This is a genomic window from Methylorubrum podarium (assembly GCF_022179745.1).
Taxonomy (GTDB): domain Bacteria; phylum Pseudomonadota; class Alphaproteobacteria; order Rhizobiales; family Beijerinckiaceae; genus Methylobacterium; species Methylobacterium podarium.
This window is the reverse complement of record NZ_BPRD01000330.1, coordinates 1-7,027: the sequence shown is the minus strand read 5'-3', so window position 1 is coordinate 7,027 and position 7,027 is coordinate 1. Positions and strand designations below refer to the sequence as shown.

The following is a 7,027-nucleotide window of genomic DNA, read 5'->3' as shown; positions in this document are numbered from 1 at the left end:
GGCCCGGATCGTCCTCGAGCTTCGGCCCGTTGAGCAGCGAGCTCTCGTCGTTCTCGTCCACCGCGGCCGTCTCGACCGCCAGCAGGTCGCGGAAGCCGTCGAGCCCGCTCCAGGCCTCGATCACCCGGTCGAGGTGCTCCTCGACGAATTTCAGCACGCCGACGATCTTGCTGATGCGCTGGCCGGTCAGATCCTGGAAGTTGCAGGCCTCGTAGGCCGCGATGACGTTGTCGAGGATGCCGTCGACATTCTCCTGGGCCGCCTTTGGCAGGCGCAGGCCCCGCATCATGTTGGCGTTGGTCTCGATCTTCTCGATGCTGCCGAGGATCGTCGAGGTGGCCTGCTCGGTCGAGTCGACCACCGCGTCGAGCTCGCCCGCCACGCGCCGCATGCCCTTGCCGGTGGTCTCCGAGCGGTGGAGGCTCGCGATCTCCGACTTGGTGCGGGTGATCGCCTCCTTCATCACTTCGAGCTCGTGGCGCATGGCGAAGGCCTCGCCGAGCTCGCGGCGGCAGGCTTCGATGGTCTCGCCGGCGCTGGCCTGGGTGATGCGGCGCAGATCGTTGATCGCTGTCAGGATCTCGTCGAGACGCGGGTTGGGTGCCGTCTCCGGGGCCGCCGCCGAGAGGCCGGCCGCCGGAACGGGCAAGCCCAGGCTTTCCTCGATGCGGTAGCGCTTGGTGATCATCGGTCGGACGGGCCTTCGGGGACGGATCTCGTCCGTCACAATCCCGCGCAGTGGTTTCGATTTGCTGAAAGTCTTCGGGAGGACGGAGCCATTTACCGCCCGTTGACGACGAGTCGGAGTTTGCGGGGGCCGGGCCGACGGCGGCCGTGATTCACCACGTTCATTCATCACCCGAACGGAAAAAGCCGGAAAACTTTCCGCATCGCGTGGGCAAGGCGGGAGTTCGGGATGCGGGCGAAGTGGAGCGTGGCGCTGGCGGCGCTCGCAATGGCGGGATCGGGCGGGACGGCGATGGCCCAAGCCGGGCCGGGCCGCTACGGCGGCGGCTTCATCGAGTTCCTGATGACCGGGGACGCCCAGGGTCCGGCGCGGCGCCCCGCCGTCGACGGCTACGGTGCTCTGAGCGAGCCGCGTCCGGCCGCCGTCGCGCAGCCGCGCGCCCGGTTCGCGGCGCTGCCGACTGGGCCGGCGCCCGATGAGGGCGCGATCGCCAGAACGGTCGATCCCCGCTTCGCCCGGCAGGTCGTGGCCTATGACGGTCCGGGGCGCGCCGGCCAGATCGTGATCGATACGAACGCGAAGTACCTCTACCTGATCCAGCCGGGCGGCCAGGCGATCCGCTACGGCATCGGCGTCGGGCGGCCGGGCTTCGTCTGGACCGGTGCGAAGACGATCTCCGCCAAGCGGGAATGGCCCGATTGGACGCCTCCCGCCGAGATGCTGCGCCGCCGCCCCGACCTGCCGCGCCACATGGCCGGCGGCCCGGAAAATCCGCTCGGGGCGCGGGCGATGTATCTCGGCACCTCGCTCTACCGCATCCACGGCACCAACGAGCCGCACACGATCGGGCAGAACGTGTCCTCGGGCTGCATCCGCATGATGAACGAGGACGTGATCGATCTCTACGAGCGCACGCCGGTCGGGACCCGCGTCGAGGTGATCTGACGGCATCCCCCGAACGAGGAAGCCCGGCGCCGGGGGACCGGCGCCGGGCTTCTCGCTGTCTCAATCCGGGCGGACGGGATCAGGCCCAGTCGTCGTCCCCGCCATCGCCGAGGTCGCCGCCGAAATCGTCGCCGCCACCGCCGCCGAAGGACGCGTCCTGGAAGCCGCCGTCGCTGCCGCCGAGCGCCGAGCCGAGATCCTGGTCGCCGCCGCTGCCGAAGACGCCGCCGCCCGCGTCACCGCCGGTCAGACCGGCCGCAGAGGCGCTGCCGAGCGCGGAATGGCCGCCGGCGAAGGCGTTGGAGAGGGCGCTGCCGAGCAGCATGCCGCCCGCCGCACCGGCCGCCATCGGCAGGGCGGTGGCGAGGAAGCCGCCGCCGCGGGACGGCTGCTGAGGCTGTCCGCCCCAGGGTCCGCCCTGCTGGGGACCGCCATAGCCCGGCTGGCCGTAGCCCGGCTGCGGGCCTCCCTGCGGGCCGCCGTAGCCGCCCTGCTGACCGTAGCCGCCCTGCTGCCCCCAGGCCTGACCGGCCGGACGCTGCGGCTCGGAGCGCTGGCCGCCGCCGAAGATGCTCGACAGGAAGCCGCCGCCGCCACCGGAGGGCTGGGACTGCGCCTCGGCGCGGGCCTGCTCGAGCTGCTGGTTGAGGCTCTTGATCGCCTCCTCCTGCACGTAGATCAGCTGAGCCATCGCGTAGGGCGCGTAGGGCTGGTTGCGCAGCTTCTCGGCGATGAAACGTTCGGCATCGGCGTCCCGCGGCTGGCCGGACGCCTGCTCGAGGCGCTGGAAGATGCCGTTGATGATGTCGCGTTCTTCGCTGTTCATGGAGACGTCCTCCTGAAGGCGACGACGGTCTCGTCGCCGCGCGGCGGCTAGGAGATGGGGGCCGGTCGAGCTTTTGTCAGGGGGCCGGGCGTCGATTGTCGGCATGGTGCCGAAGGCGGACGCGCGCATGGCCGTTTCCGAAACAGAAAAAGCCCGGCACGAGGCCGGGCTTTTCCGAGGAAATCCGGCGATCCGGTGAGGGATCGCCGAGTCTTCCGATCTTAGTACGAGCCGAACTTGTAGTTCAGGCCGGCGCGGACGACGGCGAACTCGGTCTCGCGCTGACGGGCGACGTTGCCGGAGGCGAGCACGACGCCCGGGCTGTTCGTGTAGACGAGGCCGCCGGCCGGGGTGGCACCGAAGGCGCCGTTCAGGCGGTTGCCGCGGTCGAGGTTCACGTAGAGACCTTCGACCTTCAGCGTGACGGCCGAGGACTTGAAGAAGTTCAGGAACGAGTCGGTCGGGAGAGCGTACTCGATACCACCACCGGCGGCCCAGCCGGTGCGGAAGTCGTCGGACGAACCGCCCGGCAGACCGAAGTCGGAGCCGCCGCCGGCGCCGTAGGCGAAGCCGCCGGTGCCGTACACGAGGGTGCGGTCGAAGGCGTAGCCGAGGCGACCGCGGACGGTGCCGAAGAAGTCGAGGCCAGACAGACCGTTCGGGTTGAAGATCTGCGAGCCGGCCAGGAACGGCGAGGAGCCCGGGGCGACCGAGAAGCGGTTCCGGTCACGGCCGAAGTCGACGTACTGGGCGTCGGCCTCGATACCGATCACGACACCGGAGCCCGGGGTGAACTGGTAGTTGTAGCCGATCTGACCACCGCCGACGAAGCCTTCGTCGCTGCGACGGTTGTTGAAGGCGATGGCAGCGGTGCCGCCCGGAGCGACGAGGCCGCTGGCGGGGCCGACGCCGATCACGGTCGCGGCGTTGTTGTCGTCACCGGTGCCGAAGCCGTAGCCGGCGTTGAAACCGGCGTAGAAGCCCGTCCAGGTGAAGACCGGCACCGGCTGGAACACCGGCGGCGGAGCGGCGCGGCGCGGCAGGTCGGCAGCGAGCGCCGAACCGGCGAAGGCGATGCCGGCGATGGCCGTACCGGCGCGAAGGAAGGATTTCATTACTCTGGTCCTCTCTGACTGTGCCGGTGCTTCCGGGGAAGCGAGGCGGCACGGTGCCCCGTTATCTATGCCAGCATCCCGGAAGATGCTGTTGCGGCTTGACCACGCCGACCGTCCCGAAGGCGGCCCCTTTGTGGCAGTGGTCTTGGTCTGCCGTCGTTCCATCCGAGAAACGCCACCGAACGGCCAAGGTTCACGTACGGCCGAGCTTTTTTTGGTGATGGTTCCCGACAGATTGTCGCAGGGATGCAACCACGGCGTTCCGCGACGCCGCAAGGCTTACGATGGATGCAGCGCGACATGCGAGTGCTACAGCGCACAAAAGCCTGGCCGTGGGCACCCTTGCGGCCGGCGTTGCATCGTTACAACGACTTTTGTGAGGACCCTGAGAATATAATCACGGAGTGAGTGCAATCGCCGATATCAGCCGGCCGTAATCCGCCTCGCTGCGGTGCGTCGTGCGCCGGAAGCTATAGAATCGGTCCGGGTCGGCGTAGGTGCACAGGCCGAGCGACGTCGCCTCGCCGACACCGATCTCGGCCAACCGTTCGAGAATGAAAGCCGGCAGGTCGAACTGGGCGTGACCCGGCCGTCCCTCGGCGAAGAACCTTTCGCTGCCGGGCCGCTCGGTACGAAAACGCTCCATGAAGTCGAGCCCGACCTCGTACGACGCTTGCGCGATCGTCGGCCCCAGCACGGCGACGATTCTCTCGCGCTCGGCGCCGAGCGCCTCCATGGCGGCGACGGTCGCGGCGATGACGCCGCCGAGCGCCCCCTTCCAGCCGGCATGGGCCGCGCCGACGACGCGGTTCTCCGGGTCGGCGAACAGGATCGGGCCGCAATCGGCCGTAGCGATGCCGAGCGCGAGACCGGGTACCCGGGTCACCATGGCGTCCGCCTTCGGGCGATCCGCGAGAGGGAAGGGCGCCTCGACGGTCACCACCTCGGCGGAGTGGACCTGGTAGAGGCTGACGAGATTGTCGCGCGGGAGCCCGAGCTGCGCGCACATCCGCGCCCGGTTCTCGGCGACGCGCGCCGGCTCGTCGTTCGAGCCGATCCCGCCGTTCAGCGAGGCGTAGAGCCCTTCGGAGACGCCGCCCTGCCGGGTGAAGAAGGCGTGCCGGATGTAAGAATGCGAGCTCAGCTCGGGCGCTTCGATGAACATGGTCTCGCGGACTCTCCGATGGGCTCAGGCGGGGGGCGGAAGCGCCGGCAACGGTCCGAGGGCCGGGTGGCCGGCGCAGAGCACCTTGAACAGGGCGCCCATGCCGCGCGGGTCCGGATCGGTCAGGCGGAGGGCGGCGGCGTCGATCGCCCGCGCCTGATCCGGCGTGGCGCGGGCCTTCAGCCGCTCGGCGCGGGCCGCGAGGCCGAGCGCCAGCAGGAAGTCGCGCTGCGTCACGGGTCCGTGCACGGCCAGGCCCTCGGCGCCCGCCGCGCGGGCCAGCGCCCCGAAATCGACGTGCAGCGTCAGGTCCGCCTCTCCGGGCCGGCTCAGCGGATCGGCGAAGCGGTGACCCGCCACTGCCTGGAAGGTGTCGCCGAAGCCGGGCCGGTCGTGACCGTAATCGATGACGAGGAGGGCGCCGCCCCGCGCGACCAGGCGCCGACCGAGATCGCGCAGGACCGCGAGCCCCTGGCTCGGCAGGGTCAGCACCGCGCCCTCGCGTGCCGGCGCCGTGAGACGCGGATCGGGTTCCGGGTCGAGACCGAAGGCTAGCGCATCGCCCGCATCCGTCAGGCCGACGCGGCGCTCGCACCAGCCGCGATCCGTCCGCACGAACTGGCGGGCCGGAAGGGCATCGAAGAACTCGTTGGCGAGGACGAGCAGCGGCGCGTCGGGCAGGCTCGCCACGGTATCGTGGAAGGTCGGCGCGGCGTCAGCGAGCCGCTCCGCCTGGATCCGGCGCAAGCTCGGACTGGTCTCGACGAGGTGTAGGTCGAAGGCGGCGCCGGACGCGCGCAGGGCCCGCAGGGCGTCGGCCATCAGCGTGCCGCGGCCCGGCCCGAGCTCGACGAGGCAGGGTCGCGCGCCCGGAGTCGACGCCGACATCAGCGACAGCACCGCCGCCGACCAGGCGCCGACCAGCTCGCCGAACATCTGGCTGATCTCCGGCGCGGTGACGAAGTCGCCGCTCCGGCCGAAGGGGTCGCGGCCGGTATAGTAGCCGTGCTGCGGATGTCCGAGGCAGAGCGCCATGTAGCGGTCGAGGCCGATCGGCCCGTCCGCGCGGATCTCCCGCGCCAGGATCGCCAGCAGCGGCGTCGCCTCGGCCGTCACGCTCAGATCTGTCCCGCTTCGGCCTGGATCTCCGGCCCCTTCGGGCGCGGGCGCGTCACCCCGCGGGCGGCGAGCACGATGTAGACGAGGCCGACCAGCGCCATCGGCACGCAGAGCAGCATCCCCATGGTCACGCCGCCGCCGAGCGCGTTGACGTCCTGGCCGAACAGGAAGCCGAGCTGCCGGTCCGGCTCGCGGAAGAACTCGCAGAAGGTCCGCGCCAGGGCGTAGCCGAGCACGAAGATGCCGCCGAGCAGGCCCGGCTTGCGGAAGCCGAAGCGGCGCACGGCCCAGGCCATCACGACGAACAGCAGCAGCCCCTCGGTGGCGGCTTCGAACAGCTGGCTCGGGTAGCGCGGCACGTCGCCCCCGGTGGGGAAGACGACGGCGTAGGGGAAATCGGGGGCGGGGCGACCCCAGAGCTCGCCGTTCACGAAGTTGGCGATGCGCCCGAAGAACAGGCCGACCGGCACCACCACCGCGGCGATGTCGAGCATGGTGTAGCCGTTGAGCCCACGTCCGCGGGCGAAGAGCAGCAGCGCCAGGATCGCACCCAGGAACCCGCCGTGGAACGACATGCCGCCGTTGCGGATCGCCAGGATCTCCAGCGGATGCTCCAGGTAGAGCGGCAGGTTGTAGAACAGCACGTAGCCGATCCGCCCCCCGAGCACGACGCCGAGGGCAACCCAGACGATCAGGTCGTCGATGTCGGTGAGCGTCGGACGCTTGACCACGCCCCAGAGCGAGTCGGCCGCGACCAGACGGCGCGCGTAGAACCAGCCGCCGAGGAGGCCGGCGATGTAGGACAGGGCGTACCACTTGATCTCGACGGGTCCGATCGAGACGGCGACCGGATCGATGGCCGGGAAGGGGAGGGCGAGAAGCGGCGGCATCGACGGCCCACGAGCGGCTGGCGGTTTCGGAAGGCGCGCCGCATTGGACCCGCGCCCCGCGAGGCGTCAAGGCGCAGGATCGTTGCGCGTCGCAAGCCGGCGGCGCACTCTGAGCCGCACGAACTGCGCGGGAAAGCTGATGCTCGGCAACGGAGAGATGGTGGCGCGCCTGGTGCTCGCCGGCGCCATGGGCAGCGTGATCGGCTTCGAGCGGGAACGGTTACTCTGGGCCGCAGGCCTGCGTACGCACATGCTGGTCTGCGTCGGCGCCTGCCTGTT

Annotated in this window: 8 protein-coding genes; 2 read left to right on the top strand and 6 right to left on the bottom strand. The window is 70.4% G+C overall.

Going from position 1 to position 7,027, the window contains the following annotated elements; translation table 11 throughout:
• Window positions 1-688 (bottom strand): protein phosphatase CheZ (locus tag MFF42_RS16375; protein WP_238256696.1); only part of this gene is annotated, 688 nt, incomplete at its 3' end.
• A gap of 228 nt (window positions 689-916) precedes the next feature.
• Here MFF42_RS16375 and MFF42_RS16370 point away from each other — a divergent pair.
• Complete coding sequence (locus MFF42_RS16370; RefSeq protein ID WP_238256695.1) at window positions 917-1,633, top strand: L,D-transpeptidase; 717 nt, start codon at window positions 917-919, stop codon at window positions 1,631-1,633.
• Window positions 1,634-1,712: 79 nt separating this feature from the next.
• Here the strand turns inward: MFF42_RS16370 and MFF42_RS16365 are convergent, their stop codons facing one another.
• From MFF42_RS16365 to lgt, 5 genes are all read right to left on the bottom strand, one after another.
• Window positions 1,713-2,459, bottom strand: a complete 747-nt coding sequence (locus MFF42_RS16365; protein WP_238256694.1) for a DUF2076 domain-containing protein — start codon at window positions 2,457-2,459, stop codon at window positions 1,713-1,715.
• A gap of 221 nt (window positions 2,460-2,680) precedes the next feature.
• Window positions 2,681-3,574: an outer membrane protein gene (locus MFF42_RS16360; protein WP_238256693.1), complete on the bottom strand. Its 894-nt coding sequence runs from the start codon at window positions 3,572-3,574 to the stop codon at window positions 2,681-2,683.
• Window positions 3,575-3,971: 397 nt separating this feature from the next.
• A complete protein-coding gene (pgeF, locus tag MFF42_RS16355) occupies window positions 3,972-4,739 on the bottom strand; it encodes a peptidoglycan editing factor PgeF (protein WP_238256692.1) in 768 nt (255 codons plus the stop codon).
• A 24-nt stretch (window positions 4,740-4,763) separates the two neighbouring features.
• Window positions 4,764-5,855, bottom strand: coding sequence for a class I SAM-dependent methyltransferase (locus tag MFF42_RS16350; RefSeq protein ID WP_238256691.1), 1,092 nt, complete (start codon window positions 5,853-5,855; stop codon window positions 4,764-4,766).
• A gap of 2 nt (window positions 5,856-5,857) precedes the next feature.
• Window positions 5,858-6,748, bottom strand: a complete 891-nt coding sequence (gene lgt, locus MFF42_RS16345) for a prolipoprotein diacylglyceryl transferase (protein WP_238256690.1) — start codon at window positions 6,746-6,748, stop codon at window positions 5,858-5,860.
• A gap of 139 nt (window positions 6,749-6,887) precedes the next feature.
• On the opposite strand from lgt, the gene MFF42_RS16340 reads away from it, so the two are divergent.
• Window positions 6,888-7,027: MgtC/SapB family protein (locus MFF42_RS16340; protein ID WP_238256697.1), on the top strand; the 140-nt coding region annotated here is incomplete at its 3' end.

Excerpts from the sequence above, each read along its gene's own strand:
- MFF42_RS16370 (WP_238256695.1), top strand. The coding sequence starts at position 917 with ATGCGGGCGAAGTGGAGCGTGGCGCTGGCGGCGCTCGCAATGGCGGGA.
- pgeF (WP_238256692.1), bottom strand. The coding sequence starts at position 4,739 with ATGTTCATCGAAGCGCCCGAGCTGAGCTCGCATTCTTACATCCGGCAC.
- MFF42_RS16365 (WP_238256694.1), bottom strand. The coding sequence starts at position 2,459 with ATGAACAGCGAAGAACGCGACATCATCAACGGCATCTTCCAGCGCCTC.
- lgt (WP_238256690.1), bottom strand. The coding sequence starts at position 6,748 with ATGCCGCCGCTTCTCGCCCTCCCCTTCCCGGCCATCGATCCGGTCGCC.
- MFF42_RS16360 (WP_238256693.1), bottom strand. The coding sequence starts at position 3,574 with ATGAAATCCTTCCTTCGCGCCGGTACGGCCATCGCCGGCATCGCCTTC.